We start from the raw sequence: 21,451 nt of genomic DNA, 5'->3' as shown, positions 1-21,451 counted from the left end.
CCTCTTTATCGGCTAATACATTCTAGCCTGAATGTTAATCGACAAATAAGTTCTTAAGGCTAGCCAGGGTCTGTTTGCCGCGCTCTTTAGCGATGCTAGCATCTTGCTCGGGGCCGCCCTCCCACACCACGTCGTCATAGGGTAGTTCATCCAAAAAGCGGCTGGGGGCGCAGTCTAACATTTCACCAAATTGCTTACGTTTGGCGCACAGGGTTAAGGTGAGGCTGCGCTTGGCGCGGGTAATGCCTACATAGCAGAGGCGGCGCTCTTCTTCGACGTTGTCTTCTTCTATGCTGCTGCGGTGGGGCAGTAACTCTTCTTCCATGCCTATGATGTAAACATGGGGGAACTCCAAGCCTTTGGAGGCGTGCAGGGTCATTAGCTGCACCTTGCCGCTGGCTTCGTCCTCTTCTTCTTGGCGCTCCATTAAATCCCGCAATACCAGTTTGCTGATGGCGGTTTCTATGTTGTTATCGTCTTCGTCTATTTTGGCGAGGGTGTTTTCTAAGGATGTAATGAGAATATTGACGTTGCCGTAACGCTTCTCGGCGGTGGCACCGCTGGCGCTGTTTTGGTGTAGCCAGGCTTCGTAATCTACATCGGCGAGCATTTCCCGTATTGCGCCTACCGGTTGCTCGCCTTGGCAGTTTTCCCTGACCTTATCAAACCAGTAGGTAAACTCCCTAAGCCGCTTAACACCGGCATCCCCCACTTGCTGCTCTAAGCCCTGCTCGTTACAGGCGGCATACATACTGATGTCGTGCTGGGTGGAGTAGGTGCCTAAGCCCTCTAAGGTGGCGGCACCAATTTTGCGGCGCGGGGTGTTAATCACCCGCAAAAAAGCGTTGTCATCGTCGGTATTAATAATCAGTTTTAAATAGGCCATGATGTCTTTGATTTCATGACGCGAAAAAAACGAGGTGCCGCCGGTGAGGTTATAAGGTACTTGGTGATGCTGTAGTTTTAGCTCCAACAACCGCGACTGATGGTTGCCGCGGTAGAGTATGGCGTAGTCGCAAAACTCGGTGTTGTTGCGTAGCTTGTGGTCCAGTATTTCAAGCACGACGCGTTCGCACTCTACCTCTTCATTGCGGCAGCGCAGTATGCGTATGGGGTCGCCATAGCCCAAATCACTCCACAAGCTTTTATCAAATACATGGGGGTTGTGGGCAATAACCTGGTTAGCCGCCTTTAAGATGCGAGCGGTAGAGCGGTAGTTTTGCTCTAGCTTAATGATTTTGAGTTGTGGGTAGTCGGTTTGCAGCTGCACCATGTTTTCGGGGCGGGCACCGCGCCAGGCGTAAATCGATTGGTCGTCATCGCCCACCACGGTGAGTTTGCCACGGTCGCCGACGATGAGTTTAACCAGCAGGTATTGGGTGATGTTGGTATCTTGGTATTCATCCACCAGCATATAGCGAATTTTGCGCTGCCATTTTTCCAACACCTCTGGCTGACCCAAAAACAGCTGCACTGGTACCAGTATTAAATCGTCAAAGTCTAGGGCGTTATAGGCTTTTAGCGCACGTTGATAATGCTCATAGGCGGTGGCGCAGAGTATATCGGTGGGGCCGTCGGCTAGTGCTATGGCTTGGGCTGGGCTAACCATGTCATTTTTCCAATTGGAAATACGGTGTTGCACCGTATCGGCCTGGTCGCTGTCGCCGCCGTGCTGTTGTATTAGCAGGTCTTTAATGAGTGCTTGCGCGTCTTGCTGGTCAAAAATAGAAAAGCCCGACTTATAACCCAGTAGCTTATGCTCTTTGCGTATGATGGTGAGGCCTAGATTGTGAAAGGTAGAAACGGTAAGGCCGCGGCCGGCTGGGCCTTTAATAAGCTGGCCCACCCGCGCCTTCATCTCTCTAGAGGCCTTGTTGGTAAAGGTAACGGCGGCAATATTGGTCGCTTTGTAGTTACAGTGGTTGATTAGGTAGGCAATTTTGCGGGTGATTACACTGGTTTTGCCGCTGCCGGCACCGGCCAATACCAATAACGGACCGTCAATATAGTCTACCGCTTCGCGCTGTCGGGGGTTGAGTTTAGACACAGAAAAAAACGAACTCTAATGATGAATAGCGGCGCATTGTAGCAGTTGGTTGGCCTAAAGGCTTGAGGGCTGTGTATTATGGGGCGCTAACGGTATTAATTATCAAAAAGAACTAGAATTTTTGTTAAAAGACGGCTATAACTACTTGAATTATTTATAATTAAATTAAACAAGAACTAAGAAGTATCTAGGACCCAAGGATTGGAACCGTCAAAGGTAGAAGTATGAGAGATGCCTCAGTACGGATTTTATTAGCCGGCGGCACACAAAGCCAATATCAGCTGCTTATCGAGCAACTGCAAAACATAAAGCGACAGCCCTATCTGCTGACCTGGTTTGAAGACTACGACCACGCCGAGCGTGAACTTGCGGCTGAGTCTTATGATTTAGCATTGATTGATTGTCAGAGCGACTCCGAGCGCGCGCTGTATTTATTAACATCTATACAGCAAAGTGCTGTTTTGCCTTGCATCACCCTGTTTGAACACAGCGATAGTGAACTATCGGTGCTGGCTCAAGATTTAGGCGCGGTGGACTGTCTTTGCGCCGATAATTTACATATCGCCATCCTAGAGCGCTCTTTTCGCTATGCGCTGGACCGCAGTGTTGTTGACCAAAAACTTTCCCAATCCCATCTTTACGACCCGCTAACGGGTATTTCCAATCGGCAAATGTTCCGCAAAACCCTGGACGCTGCCATAGAAACCGCCAAAGCCCAGCAGACCAAACTGGGCTTATTGCTTATTAACCTGGACGGTTTTAAGCGTATCAACCAAGCCTATAGTATGGATACCGCCGATGAAATGGTGCGTACTATGGCGCGGCGCTTATCTCGCTGTGTGCGCAAAAGTGATCGCTTAGCACGTATGGGCGGTGACGAGTTTGCCTTGATTTTGGATGACTGCCGTAATGTGGAAGATGTCGCCTTAGTGGCGCAAAAAGTGATAGACGTCTTGTCGGCCCCTTATATGATAGAGGGCGCGCCGGTTATTATTAGCTGCAGCATAGGCGTGACCATGTACCCGGAATCGGGTGAGAGCGTAGACGGTCTGCTTAAGCGCGCCAATATGGCGATGATGGAAGCCAAGTCAGAGCGCGGCAGCCAATACCATTTTTACAGCGAAGAAACGCAAGTAGGCGCTTTGCAGCGGGTCAATTTAGAAAAAGATTTACGCGTGGCCCTGCGCGCCAATCAATTTGAAATGTATTACCAGCCACGGGTTGATTTGCGCAGCGGCGAAACCGTAGGCATGGAAGGCTTGATACGCTGGCATCACCCCAAACGGGGTTTGGTGTCGCCGGCGGAGTTTATCCCCCTAGCCGAAGAGTGCGGCCTGATCATCCCCATAGGCTATTGGGTGATACAGCAGGCCTGTAAAGACATGAAGTATTTTGATAGCACGGGTAAAACCAATTTACACGTGGCAGTTAACTTATCCTTTAAGCAGCTGCAAGATAATATGTTTGTAGATACCGCTGCGCGCATTATTAAAGACAGCGCTGTGGATGCCCACCGTTTAGAATTTGAATTAACCGAAACGGCTATCATGTCTAACTTTCAACAAACCTATGAAGGCATGATGGCACTGAGCCAATTAGGTATTACCTTTTCGCTAGATGATTTTGGTACTGGTTTTTCATCGTTTGCTCACATCCAACGTCTGCCTATATCGGCGCTTAAAATTGATCGTAGCTTTGTTAGCAACGTGATCAGCGATTTCGGCGACGCCGAGATTGTTAAAGCCATGATTAACTTGGCTCATAGTTTAAAGATAAACGTGATAGCCGAGGGTGCCGAAACCCTAGAGCAAATACAATTTTTATGGGAGAACAACTGCGAGCAAGTGCAGGGTTATTATTTTAGCCCGGCGGTAAGCGCGAAGGACTTTTGCGCGATAGTCGATCAACGAATGACGGTTACGGCATAATTTTAGCTACAAGCTACAAGTACGCAAGTGGAACTTCATTATGGATGAGCCGCAAGAATTTCATATCGCCATCACCACACCTAGCCTTGCAGTTGCGGTATTAGCATCTCACTCTGGATATTCAAAACAAGTCATTAAAACATTTATGCAGCAGGGGGCGGTGTGGTTAAGCCGTGGCAAGCATACTCGACGCTTACGGCGAGCTAAGGCTGCGCTGCATAGTGGTGATCAATTACATGCCTATATCAATCCCGACGTACTGGCCGCCAGCGTGCCGGCAGCGCAGCTAATTGCCGACGAAGGCGCATACAGTATTTGGCATAAGCCCTATGGTATGTTGTCGCAGGGTTCTAAATGGGGCGACCATTGCACCATTAGCCGCTGGGCAGAAACCCAATTACAACCTGAGCGGCCAGCTTTTATTGTGCATAGGTTAGATAGAGCCACTAGCGGTTTAATGGTGATTGCACACAGCAAAACCATGGCGCAGCAGTTCTCCAGTCTTTTTGCCCAGCGAAAAATAGAAAAAAAATACCAAGCGATAGCGATGGGGGATTTTAGTGCCCAGCCGCAACCGTTAACAGTAAGTTTGGCGTTGAATGGTAAAGCAGCTTGCAGTCATTTTTATCACCTGGCTTATGACAGTGAAAAAAACCAATCACTGCTGGACGTGCAAATAGAAAGTGGCCGCAAACACCAAATACGTCAGCACTTGGCGAGCATAGGTTTTCCTATAGTAGGCGATAGATTATATGGCCAGTTGCCGGAAGGCCAAAGTTACAGTAATGATTTGCAGTTGTGCGCCTATTATTTAGCCTTTAATTGCCCTGTGAGTGGCGAAGCTAAACAGTATAGGCTCAGTGACGATGTATTATTGTCGCTATAAATTATTAACGTAGTAAAAAATTAATAGACCATTTTTAGCACTATATAAGGTGATAAATTAAAAACAAAAATTAATAATTTATACATGCCCATCAGTTGATAATGTATTTCATCAAAGCGTTTCTCACTAAGCGTAAACCAGCAGCTGTGTATGCGCCGCAATAGATCTTTGCCACAACAGATTACCAAAAACCAAATGAATAAAACGCTATAGTTCAGTAAGCAGCTATACAACAGCAATTGACTGGCTTGTTCTATGCTCATGGTTTCTCCTAACATGGTTAAGGTATAAAAATAAATTTATCGGCCAGCCTAGTGTTCAATAATAGGTTAAGCCTGGTTTCGTGGCTTTATGGATGCCGGGTTGTAGCCCGGCATAACGGAAGTGCCTTTAGCGGGTTAAGGTCGTGCTGGTTATACCGGTTTCTAGCCAGTAGCCATGTAAACAGTTATAGCCGCTATTGGTCATGCCGGCCACCGAGCCGGTATCCATAACGCTCAATACGCCACACCCGTTTGGCCCCTATAGCCTATTGCTTCGCTCAAATCGCTAAAGTTGATAGCAGGCCGACGCTGTAAATCGGCAATGGTGCGAGCTACTTTGATAATACGGTAATAAGCACGGGGCGAGAGTTGTAGTTTTTTGCTGGCGGCATTAAGCAGTTGTTGGCCTTGCTCATCTAGCGAGCAGTGCTGCGCTAACTCTTTATTCGTTAACTGGGCATTGGTTTTTTGCTGCCTTTGTAGCTGTGCGTTTCTGGCAGCTAACACTCTTAAGCTGACAGTAGCTGAATTTTCGGCGGCGTTGTGGTCATAGTGCGCAAGCAACTCTGGCGCTATGCGATTTACGCTCACCTGCATATCGATGCGATCTAATAAAGGGCCAGAAATTTTCTCGCGGTAGCGATGTATGCGCTCGGGGGTGCAGCGGCACAGTCTTTCGCCATCGCCAAAATAACCGCAGGGGCAGGGATTCATCGCCGCCACTAATTGAAAACGGGCGGGAAAGCACACTTGGTGATTGGCGCGGCTAATCATAATTTCGCCAGACTCCAAAGGCTCGCGCAATACCTCCAACACATTGCGTTGAAATTCCGGCAGCTCATCCAAAAATAAAACACCATTATGAGCTAATGAGATTTCACCGGGCTTGGGGTTACTGCCGCCGCCCACTAACGCTACCGCTGAGGCGCTGTGGTGGGGATTGCGAAAAGGCCGTTGCAGATATAAGTGCAACGCTTTGTGCTGTTGGCTAACGGAATAGAGATTGGCTACCTCCAGCATTTCGCTTTGGCTTAGCGGCGGCAGTATGCCGGGCAGGCGGCTGGCTAGCATGGTTTTGCCTGTGCCGGGAGGCCCGTTAAATAAAATATTATGTTGGCCTGCGGCGGCAATTTCTAACGCACGGCGCGCCTGTTGCTGGCCTTTAATATCACTGAGGTCGGGGTAGTTAATGGGTGGTAATTGTTGCACAGAGCGCACATGGGGGCTGAGCTGTTCACGCTGGTGTAAGTGCGCGCATAGCTGCAATAAATTGCTCACACTAAACACTGTGCTTTGTTCAGCCAGTGCGGCTTCGTCGGCATTGGCGGCGGGCACAACAATGGCGCGCTGATCTTTTTGGCTTTGCATGGCTGCAGCCAACGCGCCAGTAACGCCGCGCAAGTCGCCGGTTAAGGCTAGCTCGCCGATAAACTCGGTGCTTTCTAGTGACTCTATCGGTACCTGCCCCGAGGCCGCTAAAATCCCCAGTGCTATAGGTAAATCAAAACGGCCGCCTTCTTTAGGTAAATCAGCGGGGGCTAAATTAATAGTGATGCGGCGGGCGGGAAATTCAAAATGCGAATTGATAATGGCGCTGCGCACACGATCTTTCGATTCTTTAACCGCCGCCTCAGGTAAGCCGACGATATTCAAGGCCGGTAAGCCGTTGGATAAATGGGTTTCTACGCTAACGAGCGGGGCTTCTATGCCGCGTTTGGCACGGGTATAAACTATGGCGAGTGACATCATACATCCTTGTTGAGTCTGGCCGCTGAGTCGTTCAGCGCCGCTTATGCAGTGTGTTTATTGTTGTTGGTTGAGCTGTTCTAGTTGCTGCTCTAGTTGTTCTAATTTTTCACGGGTGCGGGCCAGCACCGCAGTTTGGGCCTCAAACTCTTCGCGAGTCACTAAGTCCAGCTTGCTAAAGCTGCTACTGGCTAGGGCACGTAAATTCTTTTCCAACTCTTTGCCTGTGGCATCGCTGGGTAAAAATTGTTTGGCTTGGGCAATAAAGCGTTCTATGCGGTCGTTCATCATCAATATCGTTTAGTCAAAAGAGTAGGGGCGATTGTATTGCTTATTGCGGTACTTGGCTATATTGAAAAGGTTTAGGTTTTTCGTTGCTACATGTTGGGTCGGCCAGCACTAACTTGGTGCTTAATTCTACTAAGAAAGGTTTATGCATAGTGCGAGAAAGCCTCAAGGCATTGAATTATAGGGTTTTTAATTTTTTGGTACGACTACTGCAGTAGTCAGTGCAATAGCCAAATATCAATAACAAAAAGGGTAGATGAATGAAAAAAATAAATACCAACACTGCAGGGGCGCTAGTAGCACTGCCATTGTTATGGGCCGCAGCATTACCGGCGCTGGCGCAAGGGCAGCTATCGGCCAATATCGGTTATGCCTCGGAATACTATTACCGCGGTATTTTTCAAAACGAATCATCCGCCAGTGCTGGGGTAGATTATACGCTTAGCGATCTGAATATTAGCGACAGCCTACCGGGTACATTACAGGGCGGTGTTTGGTCCGCCGATGTCGGCGATGGGCTGGAGGTCGATGTCTATGGCAGTTATGCCGTGGCCGTGGATGCCTTTGAGTTTAGCGTGGGCTTTACCAACTATTACTACACCGGCGAATTCGACGATACCTATGAGGAAATTAACCTAGGTGCCAGCTGGGGGCCGGTGAGCATCATGCACAGCATAGGCGATTATCAAAACTTTACTGGCCCCGTGCAAGATTACACCTTCACGGAAGCGACTTACCAACATAGCTCGGGCGCCTATGCAAAATACGCCAGCTACGGTGACGACTTTGATGGCGAGTATGTAGAGCTAGGTTATGGCACTCAAATTAGCGAAATAGACTTAGCTATTATGCTGATTGTTAACAGCAAAGAGTTATCCGACCAAACCAATAGCCGCGGCAATGCCACTCAAGGTGAAGCGCTTATTTTTACTATAGGTAAAAGTTTCGACTTTTAATCAACTTATCACATGCCTATAAGCCGGTGGAGGGCTTAAGCTATGGAAAACTCGATTTTTGAACTGCAGTACGCTTTAGATACGTTTTATTTTTTAATCTGTGGCGCATTGGTCATGTGGATGGCGGCAGGCTTTGCCATGTTAGAGGCGGGCTTGGTGCGCTCTAAAAACACCACTGAAATTTTAACCAAAAACATTGCCCTGTATGCCATCGCCTGCGTCCTGTATATGGCGGTGGGTTACGAGCTTATGTATGACAAAGGCTTGGGCATGTTTCTTAGCGGCATAGTCGGTGATGGCGTGAGCGACGTTGCCGCTGCCGATAAAGCCAGCTACGCTCCCTCGGCGGATTTTTTCTTTCAGGTAGTGTTTGTGGCTACCGCTATGTCTATAGTGTCGGGCGCGGTGGCCGAGCGCATGAAGCTGTGGGCGTTCTTATTGTTTGCGGTAGTGCTCACCGGTTTTATTTACCCTATAGAAGGCTCGTGGACCTGGGGCGGCAAGTCAGTTCTGGGTTTATACAATCTGGGCGATTTAGGCTTTTCTGATTTTGCCGGTTCGGGCATTGTGCATATGGCCGGTGCGGCTGCCGCTTTAGCGGGGGTGTTACTACTAGGCCCCCGCAAAGGTAAATACAACGCCCAGGGCCAGGTGGTGGCCATACCGGGTGCTAACTTGCCCATGGCAACACTGGGCACCTTTATTTTATGGCTGGGCTGGTTTGGCTTTAACGGCGGCTCAGTATTAGCCACCGCCAGCGTTAATGCGGCCAACAGCGTAGCCGTGGTGTTTATGAATACCAATATGGCGGCGGCCGGAGGTTTAATCGGAGCGTTGCTAACGGCTAGAGTGCTATTTGGCAAAGCCGATTTAACCATGGTGCTAAACGGTGTGTTAGCCGGCCTAGTGGTGATTACCGCCGAGCCTTCTACGCCCAGCCCGCTACAGGCCACCTTGTTTGGTTTGGTTGCTGGGGTGCTGGTGGTGTTGAGTATTATCGGCCTTGATAAACTAAAAATTGATGACCCCGTAGGTGCGATCTCAGTGCACGGCGTGGTGGGTCTGCTGGGCTTGTTAATGGTGCCGCTCACTAATGATAGCTCGACCCTACTGGGGCAGGTAGTAGGCGCGCTTACCATATTTACTTGGGTGTTTGTGAGCAGCCTTATTGTTTGGGGCCTGATCAAGCTGGTTATGGGTATACGAGTGAGTGAAGAGGAGGAGTATCAAGGGGGTGACTTAGCCGAGTGCGGTATGGAAGCCTACCCTGAGTTTATTAGCCAATAGCAGCGGCCTTATAGCAGGTATTTTTGTGGCGGGCTGTTGCTGTTAAAGCCCGCGTTAAAGCGTAAAGCTTGCTATGATTAGGCCATTATTTTCAACTAAGCGTACATCGAGTACTTAGAGGACTTTTTACATGAAATTGGTAACCGCTGTGATCAAGCCGTTCAAACTGGATGATGTCAGGGAATCCTTATCGGAGATAGGCGTGCAAGGCATTACCGTCACCGAGGTTAAGGGTTTTGGTAGGCAAAAAGGCCATACCGAGTTATATCGTGGTGCTGAGTATGTGGTCGACTTCTTGCCCAAGGTTAAATTAGAAACCGTGGTCGCCGACGATAGGGTAGAGCAGGTGATAGAGGCCATCACCAATGCCGCCAACACCGGCAAGATAGGCGATGGCAAAATTTTTGTGTCGCCCATAGAGCAAATCATACGTATACGTACCGGTGAAACTGGCGCCGAAGCGGTGTAGCGCTCGCCTATCATCAAAACCGTCAAAAGCCCGTCAGCTCTCGCTTGCGGGCTTTTTTGTGGCAGCGCAAATAAGGGTTTTTTACACCTTTGGCGCTTTAGCTATTTTAGCTTTGGCCGATGTATAACTCACTGGTGTGAGAAGCCAGTAAAAAGGAAGTAATGTCAGCGCAAGCTGATAGAGCAAATCAAACTATGCAAATCCCGAAAATGCATGGCGTCTGAACGCCACTAGGCTATATATATTTCTCTGCGCACTAGCCGTGTTGCCAGCAGCAATAATGTAACTAGGCATAAATAGGGGTGACAAGTTTGAGCCGTACAGTATTAACGAGAGAGGGTTTGTGGGTATGGCTAAGAAGTCGCCTTCAATATCGAAGAAGCCTGCCGTACATAGGGCAGTGGAGGACGCATTAGATATGTCTTCTGTACAAAGCATAGATGATAGTCCTGAGGCTCACACCGTTGCTGCCAAAGAGCGGGTGAGGGATCAACTAGACGACGCCGTAGCGAATTTTTTGGCCCAGGGTGGCAAGGTGCAGCAAATAGAGTCGCATGTCACCGCCGCGCCGCCGAAAAAGCCGCTGAGCCGCTATGGCGATAGGCCTATCTAAGGCAGTCGCTAGTTGAGAGTCTCTAGTCACTAGATGAAGAGTTCCTAGTTCCTAGTTGAGAGTCTCTAGTTGAAAGTCGCTAAGTAGCAAGGCCGGCCCTTAGGGGGCTGGCCTTTTTTTTTGAGCTCCCTCTAGAGACTATCAACTAGGTACTAGCGACTTGTTTCCCCATATATTTTATTAAGGGATCACTAGGGCTATTGGTGTTGGCTAGCGACAGCGAATCGATAAACAAATAAAACAATTCCGATAGCGTACTTACATCCAATTTTTGATACATATTCTTACGGTGTAGTTTTACCGTCTCACTAGATATGCCCAGCCGCTGCGCCGCCGACTTACCCGAGTGGCCGCGCAATAGCATTTGCAACACTTGCTGCTCGCGGGGTGATAACAGCGAACTGCCAAAATGTTTAAGCGCATGTTGCAGGGTGTTATTAAGGTAGTGCTCGCCAACCGGGCGGGCTGTTTGTGTGTGGCTAAGCTGCCAGTGCTGCTTAATTAAGGCCGGTATCACCGTGTGCAGGCTATCTAAGTAACGCAGCACACTTTTGGGAAACTTGTGGCTGGTATCGGCGGGGGTAATAGAAAAGTGGATGTACTCCTGCTCCCCCAGCGTGACCAAATAACAAAGCTCATCGGCTAACAGCGAGGGCAGGTAGTAATGCTTATAATATTCCGTTTTCTTAAAGTTATCGGGGGCTATATCGCGCAGACGGTAGGCGCCATCGGCTAAGCCGTCCAGCTGGGCTTGGTAATAGGGATCAAAAATATACGGGCTATCAATATAAGCCTGTACCTCTAACTGGTAAGTGTTTTCGGTTTTACAGTCGTTATACAGGCATTGGGGCTTGGCGTTGGCGGGATAATACAAAATCACCACATGGCCACCACAGTGCGGTAACGCTACAAAACTTTGGCTTAAAGCGCTAAAAAAATCCGCACCGCCCTGTTGGTCTATAGCGTGACCTAATAGCGCTAGGCTGTTGGCATATTCTTGCATGGGCTGTTATCACTGCGGTGTAGAGTGGTTAGTCGTGTTGAGCTAGGGTAATGGTGATTATAGGACTATAGCGCAGAGGGTGGAATTTTTAATTGCGGGGAATGTTGGTTTTGTATGTATTCACAATTGCTGCTTATGCCTTGGTTAAGCGTACTTTTTAAGTACGCGTTTGGTCGATGCAGGATAATTTTTTAGTTCGGCTGCCGACTGAATAAGGCGTTGAACTAAATTGCCGAAACAATTAGGGCGTATATTGTTTAAAATATTCACCAAGCAATTTTGGCAGAATGTGCATTCAAAAGCACAGAAAACGGCTTGATTGTCTATTGCCCCAACGTTTTCGATTCATCTGAGGCCGCGAGGTAAAGCATGCCTGCGTACTTGACTGCTAAAGGCTTGGCTATAAGTTCATTAATTTAAGCTTTTATCCATAACAGATAGCAGCGGAGGATTTCAGATATAACTCTTAACCCTGTTACTGCTTACTAGCTATTTACCAAGCGCTGAGTGTTTTTATGAAGCCCTACAATGCAGGCGCTGGCGTTTGTGATTTTCGCTCCGGGTTAACAAAGGGCTTGTTAACTATTGTAGCGTTGACGATTTGATTATCTATCATTACCTCTAGTTCTCTACCTATTTCAGATAAGGTCGCTTTAATAGTTGCCAAGGCAATATTTTTTTCTAGGCTTACTGAATACAGGCCTGAGGTTACAAAGCCTATTGCTATGCCATTCAACATCACCTTGCTGCCGTGTTCGGCAGGGATTATATCTTCAATTTCTAGGCCTACGTTATGCCACATAAAACCATTTTCACTTTCTGCTAATAAAGCTGTTCGCCCTATAAAGTCAGGTTTTTTGAAATCAATCAAAAAGCCTAAATCCAATTCAAAGGGGCTACGATTAAAATCATGGCTGGTATTGGCCATTGGATCTATAGGCTCAAATTCAAAACCACCCTCAGGTATAATTAAACCAGCTTCCAAGCGTGCATTGCATAAAGTGTCTAGGCCACAAGGGGTAATGCCGGCTTGCACTAAACCATTCCACAGGTTCTCGGCCTGGCTATAGTCTAACCATAATTCATAACCTAAATCGCCAAAAAATCCGGTGCGCGATATGCGTATGGTGCCTGCTATCGATTCATAGTCATCAAAGCGAAAAGGTTTTAGTTTTTCTAAACCCTGCACGCCTAGCGCTTGAATCATAGTTAAAGATTTTTTGCCCTGCACGGTTAAGGCCGCCAGCTCTAGAGTGATATCGCTAACTTGCAAATCCATACCGGCTGCCAACTGTTCAAAGTAGGCTTGTCTATTGCTGCCAGGCATTAAAATATATTCATCGTCTGCTATACGAAAAGCGGTGCCGTCATCAATCACCTTACCCTGTTCATTACACCAGCAGGTATACGTTACCCTACCTACGGCAATATCCATTTGCCTTGTAGTCATTTTATTCATATAAGCTAGGGCATCAGGGCCTTTAATTCGATATTTAACTACCGGCGTCATATCAAACATAACGGCATTACTACGTACGGCTTTTAGCTCTTGATCTAAATCTGTTATCTTCAGCGCTGTAGCAAACCCTCCCCAGTTATCCCACTCTACCTCGGCGCTATAGTTGTTATGTAAATCATAGAATGGGGATAGTTTTAATGGCGCTGGCATAACACTTCCTTTTAGTGGCAGGTGATAGCTGTGTAACTATCAAAGAGTTACCACTCTAGCAGCTCAATTAGTAAATAGTCAGGCTAAGCAGCGGTATAAAAAGAGTGTTTCCAAACAAGCATGGTCGCTGCTATCTAGAGCAGGCTGCATGCGGTGCTTTGGGACTCATGGAAGCAAAATGGGGAGAGTGAACTGTATTTTATTTAATATCTTCTATTTCTTGCCTTCTTTTTTCATCAGCGTTCTTTAGCATTAGTTCTACGTTTCTTGCAGATTCAAGTGCTTGCATCTGATGCTCTGGTATTACGCCTTTTGCTTCTTCAGATTTACTACAGCCTGTCATAAGGGTGACGAGTGCAAAGATGACGGTGTATTTTAAGGTATTCATGTGTTTATCCTTGGTATGGTAGGTCATATCAGTTAATTGTCTCTGACCCGAATGGCACTTACTTAAGCAAAAAGTGTGAGTCATACCCACAGCACTCGATTTGCTCATGGGGCAGGCCCTTCCGGTCTCCGAGCCGGAATCCAGCTGTTAAATACGGATACCGGCTTTCGCCGGTATGACAAAACAATGAAGAAATATGGCTTAAGCAAGTGCCATTCGTCTCTGGCCCCGTTGTTCTTAAGTTACGTATATAAGGTTCAATAAGTAATATTGGACGATTTTCATTGCTAGCCATTTGCTTTACTTTTTATTGCGTTTTTACTCAGCAGTAAATACCTTTGAATAGGATGTGTATTTTTTTAATGTGTCATGGCATTGGGTAGCGTATTCTTCAAGCGACATTCCAAGCTTGGCAGCTTCAGATCTCCAAAACCTTTCTACGAACTTACTACCGCCATCCAATCCTGTGTTTTCCTGAAATTGAATTTGCAATTTAAATATTCCGCAAGCTCCACTCATTTTCCCTATCACCATCAATTCTCTTGCGAATTCTGAACTATCTTTCTTCTCATTACTTAATGCTGGAATCGAGAAAGTAAAAATTAATGTTAGAAGTAAAATGTTATTCATGGATCCATATTTCCTTGTTTTCATAACAGTTTATTATATAGTTATTCTGCGCTAACAATTTTAGCTGCAAGGCATAGCCAATAAAGAGTAGGCCAAAAGCTCCTAGATACATCGGTCCCAGCCTTCCAATCCAGAAGGAATATAGTGCCCGATTCTTCTCTACGACAATCCTAGTATGTAATGCCGTAGCCATGATGAAATACAGGTTCATTATTTATTCCTTGACTGAGGCTACATAGCGTTTGAGTTGTGGGGTGACGGAGCATCCCACACGAACGATTTGTTAGGTGTTTTGCACACAGCTATTTACTAACCAATGCGATGATTGCAACGATTAGAGAAAGCGAGGCTATACCAATAGCAACCCATGCTCGTTGATTTATTGGTGCTTCGTTTCTTCTTCTAATTTCTTGTTGCCCAGCAATATGCTTATCAGTAGTAATTTTCCATCCGGCTGTCCATGTGTAAAGCTCCTTTTTAGATAATTTTTTTAGGTCGTATGGATCATCTGGCATTATTTTTTCCTTTGTTTAGAAACCTAACAGTTTAATAATGGACCCGATCTATATATTGTATTTTAAATAACCCTACCAGTATCAACCAGCCATTCTATATTTCAACAACATAAAAGCCGAAATAATTACATTCTAACAACAGCCTTACCTCTCACCACTCTCTATCCGAGTCACCGCCGCCAACACCTCAGCCAATCCCTTCACCTCATGCGCCTTATGCCCTTGCGGCAAAGCCTCTTCCCCCCAGTTCAACCAAATCGCATGGCAGCCTGCATCTAGCGCGCCTTGCACGTCGTGCTCTATGTGGTCGCCTATGTGCACTAACTCATGGGGTTGGCATTGGCTATGTTGTAGGGCTGCGTGAAATAAATCGGGGGCGGGTTTGCTGGCGTTGAGTTGTTCGGCGCTGTAGGCGAAATCAAAATAGCGGCCTATGGGTAGCTTGCGTACATCGGCGTTGCCGTTGGTGAGCACGCCTAATTGATAGCGGTTGTTAAGTTGTTGCAGTAGCGGCTCGGCCTCGGCAAAAATGTCTAGCTGATGGCGGGCTTTAATAAATACGGCAAAGGCTTGCTCGGCTAAGTCTTTCGCTTCGGCGGCGGGGTAGCCTACTTCGACTAAGGCTTCAGCTATGGCGATGCGGCGTGACTCGCTAATTTGGTGGGCCAGTTCTGGCCTGTTGTTATGCACTTGCATACGCCATTGCGTGAGCGCTTGTTGGTCAAAGCGCTGGCCAATATTAGGGGCGTTTTGCAATAGCCATGCGTAGGTTTGTTGCTCGGCTTTAATGAGCATGGGCTTAACCTGCCAGAGGGTATCGTCTAAATCGAAGGTAATGGTTTTAATGGTGGTCATATTATTGATTACCGTCGCTGCTGTTGCTGAATTATTAGTTGAGTTGATAATAAAAGTATTTATTGAGTTACTGGCAGAGCTATTTACTGCTTTTTTTACTGCGGTTGGCACGCGGGTGGGCGGCGTCATACACCTTGGCTAGGTGTTGAAAATCTAAATGCGTATACACCTGGGTGGTGGAGATATTGGCGTGGCCTAGCAGTTCTTGCACTGCGCGTAGATCGCCGCTGGATTCCAGCATATGGCTGGCAAAGGAGTGACGCAGCATATGCGGGTTGACGTTTTGGTTCATGCCCTGCACTAGGCTGTGTTTTTTTAACCGTAGTTGTATGGCGCGCTGGCCTAAGCGTTGGCCTTTGTTGCCTATAAACAGCGCGTTGTCTGCGGGGGTAACTTGTTCGCGCACCGCCAGCCAAGCTTGCAGCGCGCTAATGGCGTAACGGCCTATGGGCAGGCTGCGGCTTTTATTACCTTTACCGGTGACGGTGAGCAGGGCATCGCCCCAGTCTATATCGTGAATATTAATGCCCACCAATTCGGATAGCCGCAAACCCGAGGAGTAAAACAATTCTAAAATGGCGCAGTCGCGCAGCCCTATCCAATTGTCGGTGTCTATGTTGAGTAGTTGCCCCACGCTGTCGGCGTCTAGGGCTTTGGGCAGTTTCTTGGCGGACTTGGGTGCGGCTATACCCAGTGCGGGGTTGTGTTGGCTGCCTTTGCGAGTGCGGTATTTATAAAAGCTGCGCAGTGATGATAGCCCGCGCTGCAGGCTGCGGCCGCTGGCCCCTTGTCGAAACTGCGCTGCTACCCACTGCCGCACATGGGCGCTAAGGGCTAGTTCGGCGTGGGCTATGTTGATGCTGTTGCAGTACTGGGCGAATTTTTCTAAGTCGCGGCGATAGCTGCTAAGGGTGTGGGGCGAGAGCCTGCGCACGGTGTTTAGCTCATCGATGAACTCATCGATTTGCTGTTGCCAATCCTCGCGGCTCATGGGCTTAGTTTAAGCTGAGGTAGCGAGGCAGTATGCGGTTAAGCACTTCGGCGATGTAGCCTAAAAACAAGGTCCCCATGCTGGAGCGAAAATAGTGCGAGTCTTTGCTGCCTATGGCAATGACGCCCAGCGGGTGGCCAAAGCTTAACGGCACAACAGCGGCGGAGCCTACGTCTCTATGTTGGTTGGGGAATAAAAACGCCAGCTCTTCGGGGCGCAATACGCCGCAGGTGGCCTTGTTGCTTTTTAGTAGGCCGGGTATGGCGTGAAAGGCGTCATCCAAGGGCACTATGCGTGAGGCACTGTTGCGATGGGTTTGCGGGTCGGCAAACAAAATCAGGCTGGCATAGTCCATGGCGAATTCGTTTTTTAAGCCGCGGGTAAGGGTGTTAACAATGCTGTCTAGGCTTTTGGCTTCTAGCAGGGCTAGCACTATGGCTTTGGTTTTTTCAAACAGGCGGTCGTTGTTGCGGGCATTGTCTAGCAGGCTGTTAAGGCGGCTGCGTATATCCATATTGCGCTCGCGCAACAGGCTTACTTGCCGCTCTAGCAGCGATACGGCTTCACCGCTGGAGTGCGTTAGCTCAATTTCGCACAGCAAGTCGTCACGTTTTAGAAAAAAGCCGGGGTGGTTTTTTAGGTATAGCGCCACTTGCTCTTCAGTGACTTCAATATCGTTATTATGCTTACTCACGCAAAGTTCCTGTTATGGGTGATGAGGTTATTGCTGCCGGTTTATTAATGACCTAGCTATAGCTGACTGATTTATAGCGGGGCTATTTATAATTGACTGACTTATAGTTGAATCGTCCCTTCAAATACTGTGGTGGCAGGCCCCGTCATCATAACGGGATGGCCCGGGCCGCGCCACTCTATCAGTAATTGGCCGCCGGGTAGCTGTACGGTAACGCTTTGGTCTAGTAGGCCTTGTTCTTGGCCAGCGACTACCGCAGCGCAAGCGCCGGTGCCGCAGGCTAGGGTTTCACCTACGCCGCGCTCAAACACCCGCAGTTTTATATGGCGACGGTCCACCACCTGCATAAAGCCTATGTTGGCTTTTTGCGGAAAGCGTGGGTGTGCCTCTAGCTGTGGCCCTAGTTGCGCAACCGGGGCGCTGTCTACGTTATCGACGACTAATACGCCGTGGGGGTTGCCCATAGAAACGGCGCCCAGGCTGTAGTTTTGCCCGGCCTGCTCTAGGGTGTAGCTGGCGGCCTGGCTGTCGGCAGTAAAGGGGATGTCGCTAGGGTTTAATATAGGCTTGCCCATGTTAACGCGCACTTGTTGGTCGGCGGTAACCGCCAGCTCTATCACGCCGCTGCTAGTTTCTACTTTGATTTTGCTTTTGCCGGTGAGTTTTTTATCCAGCACAAATTGGGCAAAGCAGCGCGCGCCATTGCCGCATTGCTCTACTTCGCTGCCATCGCAGTTGTAGATGCGGTAGCAAAAGTCTACTTCGGGATTGCGGGGCGGCTCTACCACTAAGATTTGATCGCAGCCTATGCCAAAGTGGCGGTCGGCTATGTGTAGTAGGTCTTTTTGACGCAGGCGGTAACGTTGGGTGATGAGGTCTATCACCACGAAGTCGTTACCTAGGCCGTGCATTTTGGTAAAGCGTAACAGCATGGCTGTATCCAGAGCGGCGTGGCGGCTTTAGCCTGCCCAACGACTCATTAGGGCGCCCGCCCGTTGCTTGTCTATGGGGGCGCGTGGTTAATCTGTGATGCCTGCCGATATGGACTAGCCGGGCAGTACGGCTTCACCTAGCATCAGGTCGGCGATGGTTTCGCGGGCGCGTATCACATGGCAGTTGTCGCCATCGACCATGATTTCTGCGGCGCGGCCTCGGCTATTGTAATTGGAACTCATGGTAAAGCCATAGGCGCCAGCGCCAGCGACAGCTAATAAGTCGCCCTGTTCTAATATTAGTTCGCGGTCTTTACCTAAAAAATCGCCAGTTTCGCATACCGGGCCAACAATATCGTAGCTTCGCGACTGGCCCTCGGCTCTGGGCGTAACGGGGAGTATGTTCATCCACGCTTGGTACAGGGCTGGGCGTATCATGTCGTTCATGGCGGCATCGATAATGGCAAAGTTTTTATGCGGGTTGCACTTGAGGTACTCCACCTTGGTTAGCAACACACCGGCATTGGCGGCAATAGAGCGGCCGGGCTCAAAGGCTAGGGTAAGTTTCCTGTCGCCTAGGCGGTCTAGCACGGCCGCTACGTATTCGGCTGGCTCTGGTGGTGTTTCATCGTGGTAACGCACCCCTAAGCCGCCGCCTAAATCTAGGTGCTTAATAGTAATGCCTTGCTCGGCTAGCTGGTCGATTAAGGCCAGTAGTATGTCTAGGGCATCTAAAAAGGGGCTGATGTCGGTGAGCTGCGAGCCTATGTGGCAATCCACACCTATCACCTCTATATGGCTAAGGCTGTTGGCGTGTTGGTACACTTTAGGCGCGCGGGCGATATCGATACCGAATTTGTTATCTTTTAAGCCGGTAGAAATATAGGGATGGGTTTTGGCATCCACATTGGGGTTGAGGCGCAGCGACACGCGTGCGGGCATATTGAGCTGGGCGGCCACTTGGTTAATGGCTTCTAACTCGTCTTCTGACTCTACATTAAAGCAGTGTATACCGGCCTTAAGGGCGTGGGCGATATCGGCTTGGGTTTTAGCCACACCGGAATAGACGATTTTGCTAGCCTCACCACCGGCGGCTAATACCCGCTCTAGCTCGCCTATAGAGACGATGTCAAAACCCGAACCCAAGCGCGCCAGCACATTTAACACCGCGATATTGGAGTTGGCTTTAACAGCGTAGCAAATTAAGTGCTCGCGGCCTTGTAGTGCGTTTTGATAAGATAAAAAGCGCTCTTCAAGATGGCGACGTGAATACACATACGTGGGGGTGCCATAGGTTTCAGCTATTTGCGTGAGGGCCACTTGCTCAGCAAATAACTCATTGTCTTGATATAGAAAAGCGTCCATAAGATGAAACCTATAAAAGGGTAGAAATAAAAAAAGGGATTAGTTAGCGTTGGCGTCGCTAGCCGCTACTGGCGCATCAGGCTGTTGATCCCCTGATTGATTAGCTGACTGATTGCCTGGTTGGATGTCTGCCTGATTGCTTTGCTCCGGCATTTCATCGGTGGGCAGAAATAAAGGCCCTTTTTGGCCGCAGCCAGCTAATAGCAGTAATAAGCTAATCAATATGAAAGGTGCAGGCAGGCGCATAATAAAATCCAGGCAAATGAGCCGCGATTATACCGTTGCCCAGCACGGTAGCAAAGGCTTGATCTAAGCTTTGCTAGAGTTAACCATAGCAACGAACGATAAATACAGATAAAGGAGTACGGGGTGCAGATTGATAAAGTGGTAAAAACCTTGGCGATGGCATCGACCATAGCCGTGAGTGGCACAAGCTATGGGGCTAGCTTGGATCAGCCCTTTCTCAGCGCCAATCGCAACCCCTTGGTGCAAATACATGGCCTGCCCGACGCCCAAAGCGCCAAGCTGACTCGCAGCGGTTACTGGCAGGGGGCGTTAAGCGCCGAGAACAGCAATACCTTTGTCGTTGAAAGCCGCGGTGATGAGGCGATTACTTTAGATGGCGAAACTTACCGCTCAACGCTTAATTGGAAGTATGGCCTAGCGCAGGGTTGGGAGTTGGGTTTAAGCTTGCCGGTGATTAGCCATCAAGGCGGTGCTCTGGATGGCTTCATAGAGGACTGGCACGATGCCTTTGGGTTGCCCGATGGCGATAGAGTGAATTACCCCCAAGATCAACTGCGCTACGCCTACCAAAATGGCGAGCAAGTGCTGTTGGATATGCAGGACAATGGCCAGGGCTTAGGCGATGTGACGCTGGCCGCGGCTTATCAAATAGCAAAAAACGCCCAACGTAGTTGGGCCCTGCGCGCCGGTTATAAATTTTCCACGGGCAGTGTCGACAGGCTGCGCGGTTCCGATGCGGCCGATAGTTATATAAGCCTGCACCTAACGGACCGCACATTAAAAGACGATTACGGTATTAACTTTCACCTCAGCGGTGGCCTGCTAAATTTGGGCGATGGCGAAGTACTGGCGCAACAGCAAGAGGATCAAGTATGGTTTGGCTCTACTACCTTAAGCTGGGCTTATAGCGAGAGCCTGTCGTTTAAAACCCAATTGGATTTTCACAGCGCCTTTTATAATAGTGCCTTGAAACAAATAGGCGATGACTCGGTGCAGTTATTGCTGGGCGCCAGTATTAAAGTGACTGAGAAATTAGTGTTGGATTTTTCGATTAGCGAAGATATCGCGGTAGAAACTGCACCTGATGTGGTGTTTATGTTTGCATTAAGAATGGGTGAGTGGAGGTAACTAAGCCATGTGGAAGTACATACGCATTTTTTTACCTCTAATTGTACTGGGCTTTATCGTGCCTATGATTATGCCCGGCCAAAACGGCAAGCCGATTATGTCACCCCGTGATTGGTTGCCCGATGAAAAAACCCTAGATAAAATTACCGAAAGTGTTAGCAAGGTCGCCAACACCACCAGCGAAATAGCAGGCGGCAGGCCAGTTTTTCAGAGCACTAAAAAACAGCTGTATAAATGGCAGGATAAAGAGGGCAATTGGCAATTTACCGATAATTATAATCAGATACCTAACTATGCCTTGTCGCAACTGCAGGCCCAAGATATGCCTAGCACTGTTAATAGCATGGTAGCGCCGACTATAGTGGAGGTTGCCGAGGCGGCAAGTGCTGGTAGCAATTTACTCAACCCCGATGGCACGCCTGATGTGAGCAAAATGCCAGAGATGGTGGATGAGGCCAAAAAAGTGCGAGCGCAGTTAGAGGCGCGTAATAAAACATTGGAAGAATTGTAGGGAAGTCGCCAGTCGCTAGTTTTTAGTCGCTAAAAAAAGTA

Annotated in this window: 24 protein-coding genes; 8 read left to right on the top strand and 16 right to left on the bottom strand. The window is 48.6% G+C overall.

Going from position 1 to position 21,451, the window contains the following annotated elements:
* Nucleotides 1–34: 34 nt before the first annotated feature.
* Nucleotides 35–2,047 carry a DNA helicase Rep gene (gene rep, locus B067_RS0102540; protein ID WP_019528484.1) on the bottom strand — a complete coding sequence of 671 codons (2,013 nt, stop codon included), beginning with the start codon at nucleotides 2,045–2,047 and terminating at the stop codon, nucleotides 35–37.
* Between the two features lie 224 nt (nucleotides 2,048–2,271).
* Between rep and B067_RS0102535 the strand changes: the two genes are divergently transcribed.
* Both B067_RS0102535 and B067_RS0102530 read left to right on the top strand, forming a co-directional pair.
* Complete coding sequence (locus B067_RS0102535) at nucleotides 2,272–3,975, top strand: putative bifunctional diguanylate cyclase/phosphodiesterase (RefSeq protein WP_019528483.1); 1,704 nt, start codon at nucleotides 2,272–2,274, stop codon at nucleotides 3,973–3,975.
* 40 nt (nucleotides 3,976–4,015) lie between these two features.
* Nucleotides 4,016–4,861, top strand: a complete 846-nt coding sequence (locus tag B067_RS0102530; RefSeq protein WP_019528482.1) for a pseudouridine synthase family protein — start codon at nucleotides 4,016–4,018, stop codon at nucleotides 4,859–4,861.
* 20 nt (nucleotides 4,862–4,881) lie between these two features.
* Here the strand turns inward: B067_RS0102530 and B067_RS0102525 are convergent, their stop codons facing one another.
* The 3 genes from B067_RS0102525 to B067_RS0102510 form a co-directional block, all read right to left on the bottom strand.
* Nucleotides 4,882–5,124 (bottom strand): DUF6868 family protein, encoded by a 243-nt coding sequence (locus B067_RS0102525; RefSeq protein ID WP_026244359.1) that lies wholly within the window; start codon nucleotides 5,122–5,124, stop codon nucleotides 4,882–4,884.
* A gap of 234 nt (nucleotides 5,125–5,358) precedes the next feature.
* Entirely contained in the window at nucleotides 5,359–6,870 is a 1,512-nt protein-coding gene (locus B067_RS0102515; RefSeq protein WP_026244358.1) for a YifB family Mg chelatase-like AAA ATPase, read from the bottom strand.
* A gap of 57 nt (nucleotides 6,871–6,927) precedes the next feature.
* Complete coding sequence (locus B067_RS0102510; RefSeq protein WP_051083802.1) at nucleotides 6,928–7,161, bottom strand: accessory factor UbiK family protein; 234 nt, start codon at nucleotides 7,159–7,161, stop codon at nucleotides 6,928–6,930.
* 257 nt (nucleotides 7,162–7,418) lie between these two features.
* Between B067_RS0102510 and B067_RS0102500 the strand changes: the two genes are divergently transcribed.
* From B067_RS0102500 to B067_RS19510, 4 genes are all read left to right on the top strand, one after another.
* The gene (locus B067_RS0102500) at nucleotides 7,419–8,114 is read left to right on the top strand and encodes a TorF family putative porin (protein ID WP_019528476.1); all 696 of its coding nucleotides are present in this window, start codon (nucleotides 7,419–7,421) and stop codon (nucleotides 8,112–8,114) included.
* 42 nt (nucleotides 8,115–8,156) lie between these two features.
* Nucleotides 8,157–9,401 (top strand): ammonium transporter, encoded by a 1,245-nt coding sequence (locus tag B067_RS0102495; protein WP_019528475.1) that lies wholly within the window; start codon nucleotides 8,157–8,159, stop codon nucleotides 9,399–9,401.
* A 130-nt stretch (nucleotides 9,402–9,531) separates the two neighbouring features.
* Nucleotides 9,532–9,870, top strand: coding sequence for a P-II family nitrogen regulator (gene glnK / locus B067_RS0102490; RefSeq protein WP_019528474.1), 339 nt, complete (start codon nucleotides 9,532–9,534; stop codon nucleotides 9,868–9,870).
* 418 nt (nucleotides 9,871–10,288) lie between these two features.
* Nucleotides 10,289–10,483: a hypothetical protein gene (locus tag B067_RS19510; RefSeq protein ID WP_019528473.1), complete on the top strand. Its 195-nt coding sequence runs from the start codon at nucleotides 10,289–10,291 to the stop codon at nucleotides 10,481–10,483.
* A gap of 145 nt (nucleotides 10,484–10,628) precedes the next feature.
* On the opposite strand, the gene B067_RS19505 is transcribed toward B067_RS19510, so the two are convergent.
* From B067_RS19505 to lptM, 12 genes are all read right to left on the bottom strand, one after another.
* The gene (locus B067_RS19505; RefSeq protein ID WP_019528472.1) at nucleotides 10,629–11,486 is read right to left on the bottom strand and encodes a LuxR C-terminal-related transcriptional regulator; all 858 of its coding nucleotides are present in this window, start codon (nucleotides 11,484–11,486) and stop codon (nucleotides 10,629–10,631) included.
* A 144-nt stretch (nucleotides 11,487–11,630) separates the two neighbouring features.
* Nucleotides 11,631–11,813: a DUF1272 domain-containing protein gene (locus tag B067_RS22305; RefSeq protein ID WP_420806517.1), complete on the bottom strand. Its 183-nt coding sequence runs from the start codon at nucleotides 11,811–11,813 to the stop codon at nucleotides 11,631–11,633.
* A gap of 196 nt (nucleotides 11,814–12,009) precedes the next feature.
* Nucleotides 12,010–13,155 (bottom strand): aminomethyl transferase family protein, encoded by a 1,146-nt coding sequence (locus tag B067_RS19500; RefSeq protein ID WP_019528471.1) that lies wholly within the window; start codon nucleotides 13,153–13,155, stop codon nucleotides 12,010–12,012.
* Between the two features lie 199 nt (nucleotides 13,156–13,354).
* Nucleotides 13,355–13,543, bottom strand: coding sequence for a hypothetical protein (locus tag B067_RS21755; RefSeq protein WP_156820727.1), 189 nt, complete (start codon nucleotides 13,541–13,543; stop codon nucleotides 13,355–13,357).
* Nucleotides 13,544–13,861: 318 nt separating this feature from the next.
* The gene (locus tag B067_RS0102465; RefSeq protein ID WP_019528469.1) at nucleotides 13,862–14,173 is read right to left on the bottom strand and encodes a hypothetical protein; all 312 of its coding nucleotides are present in this window, start codon (nucleotides 14,171–14,173) and stop codon (nucleotides 13,862–13,864) included.
* Between the two features lie 302 nt (nucleotides 14,174–14,475).
* Nucleotides 14,476–14,688 carry a hypothetical protein gene (locus tag B067_RS0102455; protein WP_019528467.1) on the bottom strand — a complete coding sequence of 71 codons (213 nt, stop codon included), beginning with the start codon at nucleotides 14,686–14,688 and terminating at the stop codon, nucleotides 14,476–14,478.
* Between the two features lie 144 nt (nucleotides 14,689–14,832).
* Nucleotides 14,833–15,543 (bottom strand): HAD family hydrolase, encoded by a 711-nt coding sequence (locus B067_RS19495; RefSeq protein WP_019528466.1) that lies wholly within the window; start codon nucleotides 15,541–15,543, stop codon nucleotides 14,833–14,835.
* 79 nt (nucleotides 15,544–15,622) lie between these two features.
* Nucleotides 15,623–16,534 (bottom strand): tyrosine recombinase XerC, encoded by a 912-nt coding sequence (xerC, locus tag B067_RS0102445; protein ID WP_019528465.1) that lies wholly within the window; start codon nucleotides 16,532–16,534, stop codon nucleotides 15,623–15,625.
* 4 nt (nucleotides 16,535–16,538) lie between these two features.
* The gene (locus tag B067_RS0102440; RefSeq protein WP_019528464.1) at nucleotides 16,539–17,228 is read right to left on the bottom strand and encodes a DUF484 family protein; all 690 of its coding nucleotides are present in this window, start codon (nucleotides 17,226–17,228) and stop codon (nucleotides 16,539–16,541) included.
* A gap of 101 nt (nucleotides 17,229–17,329) precedes the next feature.
* Nucleotides 17,330–18,160, bottom strand: a complete 831-nt coding sequence (gene dapF / locus B067_RS0102435) for a diaminopimelate epimerase (RefSeq protein ID WP_019528463.1) — start codon at nucleotides 18,158–18,160, stop codon at nucleotides 17,330–17,332.
* Between the two features lie 114 nt (nucleotides 18,161–18,274).
* Nucleotides 18,275–19,525, bottom strand: coding sequence for a diaminopimelate decarboxylase (gene lysA / locus B067_RS0102430; protein ID WP_019528462.1), 1,251 nt, complete (start codon nucleotides 19,523–19,525; stop codon nucleotides 18,275–18,277).
* A 39-nt stretch (nucleotides 19,526–19,564) separates the two neighbouring features.
* The gene (lptM, locus tag B067_RS19490; RefSeq protein ID WP_019528461.1) at nucleotides 19,565–19,771 is read right to left on the bottom strand and encodes an LPS translocon maturation chaperone LptM; all 207 of its coding nucleotides are present in this window, start codon (nucleotides 19,769–19,771) and stop codon (nucleotides 19,565–19,567) included.
* Nucleotides 19,772–19,894: 123 nt separating this feature from the next.
* Between lptM and B067_RS19485 the strand changes: the two genes are divergently transcribed.
* Nucleotides 19,895–20,899, top strand: coding sequence for a DUF3187 family protein (locus B067_RS19485; RefSeq protein ID WP_019528460.1), 1,005 nt, complete (start codon nucleotides 19,895–19,897; stop codon nucleotides 20,897–20,899).
* 7 nt (nucleotides 20,900–20,906) lie between these two features.
* Nucleotides 20,907–21,410: a hypothetical protein gene (locus tag B067_RS0102415; protein WP_019528459.1), complete on the top strand. Its 504-nt coding sequence runs from the start codon at nucleotides 20,907–20,909 to the stop codon at nucleotides 21,408–21,410.
* The last annotated feature ends 41 nt before the right edge of the window (nucleotides 21,411–21,451 follow it).

The sequence above is a fragment of the Dasania marina DSM 21967 genome, assembly GCF_000373485.1.
In the GTDB taxonomy this organism is placed as follows: Bacteria; Pseudomonadota; Gammaproteobacteria; order Pseudomonadales; family Dasaniaceae; genus Dasania; species Dasania marina.
The sequence above is the reverse complement of the archived record's forward strand: the minus strand, read 5'-3'. Positions and strand labels throughout refer to the sequence as shown.

Coding starts and splice junctions, on each gene's coding strand:
- B067_RS0102535 (WP_019528483.1), top strand. CDS start 2,272: ATGAGAGATGCCTCAGTACGGATTTTATTAGCCGGCGGCACACAAAGC.
- B067_RS0102530 (WP_019528482.1), top strand. CDS start 4,016: ATGGATGAGCCGCAAGAATTTCATATCGCCATCACCACACCTAGCCTT.
- B067_RS0102525 (WP_026244359.1), bottom strand. CDS start 5,124: ATGAGCATAGAACAAGCCAGTCAATTGCTGTTGTATAGCTGCTTACTG.
- B067_RS0102515 (WP_026244358.1), bottom strand. CDS start 6,870: ATGTCACTCGCCATAGTTTATACCCGTGCCAAACGCGGCATAGAAGCC.
- B067_RS0102510 (WP_051083802.1), bottom strand. CDS start 7,161: ATGATGAACGACCGCATAGAACGCTTTATTGCCCAAGCCAAACAATTT.
- B067_RS0102500 (WP_019528476.1), top strand. CDS start 7,419: ATGAAAAAAATAAATACCAACACTGCAGGGGCGCTAGTAGCACTGCCA.
- B067_RS0102495 (WP_019528475.1), top strand. CDS start 8,157: ATGGAAAACTCGATTTTTGAACTGCAGTACGCTTTAGATACGTTTTAT.
- glnK (WP_019528474.1), top strand. CDS start 9,532: ATGAAATTGGTAACCGCTGTGATCAAGCCGTTCAAACTGGATGATGTC.
- B067_RS19510 (WP_019528473.1), top strand. CDS start 10,289: ATGTCTTCTGTACAAAGCATAGATGATAGTCCTGAGGCTCACACCGTT.
- B067_RS19505 (WP_019528472.1), bottom strand. CDS start 11,486: ATGCAAGAATATGCCAACAGCCTAGCGCTATTAGGTCACGCTATAGAC.
- B067_RS19500 (WP_019528471.1), bottom strand. CDS start 13,155: ATGCCAGCGCCATTAAAACTATCCCCATTCTATGATTTACATAACAAC.
- B067_RS21755 (WP_156820727.1), bottom strand. CDS start 13,543: ATGAATACCTTAAAATACACCGTCATCTTTGCACTCGTCACCCTTATG.
- B067_RS0102465 (WP_019528469.1), bottom strand. CDS start 14,173: ATGAATAACATTTTACTTCTAACATTAATTTTTACTTTCTCGATTCCA.
- B067_RS0102455 (WP_019528467.1), bottom strand. CDS start 14,688: ATGCCAGATGATCCATACGACCTAAAAAAATTATCTAAAAAGGAGCTT.
- B067_RS19495 (WP_019528466.1), bottom strand. CDS start 15,543: ATGACCACCATTAAAACCATTACCTTCGATTTAGACGATACCCTCTGG.
- xerC (WP_019528465.1), bottom strand. CDS start 16,534: ATGAGCCGCGAGGATTGGCAACAGCAAATCGATGAGTTCATCGATGAG.
- dapF (WP_019528463.1), bottom strand. CDS start 18,160: ATGCTGTTACGCTTTACCAAAATGCACGGCCTAGGTAACGACTTCGTG.
- lysA (WP_019528462.1), bottom strand. CDS start 19,525: ATGGACGCTTTTCTATATCAAGACAATGAGTTATTTGCTGAGCAAGTG.
- lptM (WP_019528461.1), bottom strand. CDS start 19,771: ATGCGCCTGCCTGCACCTTTCATATTGATTAGCTTATTACTGCTATTA.
- B067_RS0102415 (WP_019528459.1), top strand. CDS start 20,907: ATGTGGAAGTACATACGCATTTTTTTACCTCTAATTGTACTGGGCTTT.